This window comes from Paenibacillus sp. CAU 1782, assembly GCF_054551715.1.
On sequence record NZ_JBTOLL010000034.1, the window covers coordinates 1 to 1535 of the forward strand.

The following is a 1535-nucleotide window of genomic DNA, read 5'->3' on the forward strand; positions in this document are numbered from 1 at the left end:
CACTAGCCTTGCATAGAACCTGACATGCATTGTATTGGAAAGAATTCATATACATGAATTCCAACATCAATCAATATTTTACAGCGGTATGGGAGACCTCATTGCCAAAAAATCTATGCTTCACAAATCATAGGATCACGTTACCATAAAATGTTTTTATGCCTTTTTGTTACTATTTCTTGATCAACTTCACTGTCGCGTATACCTTCGGATGTTTGCGAGGACGACCGAGTTTCTTCTTCTTTTGCCTGCCCCGGGATGGTTTGGTAGGGTCTCGGTTTAATCGCTCCCAAAATGCCGTCCAGGAGGACCTTTCATACGCCCGGAGTAGCTTCAAAAACGACCACATCCTTCGTGTTGGTGCGCATGCTTTGTGCAGCAACTGCACGAGCGCATACGCAATCATCGCTAAATGGATCTGGTTCCACACCGCATCACTCTTGTAGCTATACAGATGAACGAGACTCAGGTGCTGTTTCATCCATTTGAAAAACAGTTCGATCGCCCAGCGCTGGCGATAGATTTCACTGATCTGTTCAGCGGTTCGATCCCAAACATTCGTCAGTATCCGATACGGGCGGCCTTTCTCATCCATGTATTCCACCAGGCGCAAAAGAACGTCTACTTTTCCTTTCGTTTCTTTATCGGCATAGGATACGGTGACATCGGCATCGCGAAGGATCGAAGAGGAGCCGCAAACCTCACGTTCTTTCTGGATAACGGTTCGGCTGTTTTTCTGAACACGCCCAACGAAGCGAAGCCGGTTATCCAACCAAGACTTGTACTGGCTATACACGATGTAGCCGCGATCCATCACATGAATCGCATCGGCATCGACAACGAGATCAACCGCGACTTCCATGTCTGCAACGCCTCTTGTGGAGCAGATGATCTGGTCGGCATAGTGAACGCCCGGACTGGCTAAAACAACATTCGTATGAATCTTAACGCCGTTACTGGTCTTCGAACTGTACGCCCATTTGCCCGCCATCTCCGGAAGAGACAGCACGGTGGAATCAAGGAGGCGCAGTTTGCCCAGATCCGCCAGACCTGGTTTAGGAAAGGCTTGATTTTGGCGTGAAATCAACTGCTGCCAAAGCGTTTGCAACGCCTCTAACGGTAACAGGTTCAAGGTTCGTCCAATCTGGGAAGCGCTGATGCTGGAAAGACCAATCTCTTGTTGTAGCAACGGATCGGCATCGAGATAATGGCTAATATCCTCTAGACTGTTGCGTTGGGTAAGTTGAGCGACAATGAGTAGTTTGACTGCTTTGGCGAAAGTGAATTTTCGACGATAATTAAACAGAAAAAAGTGTTCGTCTGATACATCTAAACCATTTAGGCATTTACAAATGACGGTTTGATCTGGTACATTACCCATGGTGGCTCCTTTTGTAGGGGACTGGGCAACGTGCCTATCCTTTTACATTAGGAGTTTTTTTAATGGATTTCCAGAGAATACCATCAATTTCTTCAAAATATAGGAACTTATGAGAAGGTTGTTTTTCATGTTAGGTTTGGTGCAAGGCTAGTGC

1 protein-coding gene is annotated in these 1535 nt (G+C 46.3%); it reads right to left on the bottom strand.

Features of this window, described 5'->3' with window-relative positions; translation table 11 throughout:
* Positions 1-172: 172 nt before the first annotated feature.
* Complete coding sequence (locus tag ACX93W_RS27250) at positions 173-1381, bottom strand: IS4 family transposase (RefSeq protein ID WP_459395520.1); 1209 nt, start codon at positions 1379-1381, stop codon at positions 173-175.
* Positions 1382-1535 lie beyond the last annotated feature (154 nt).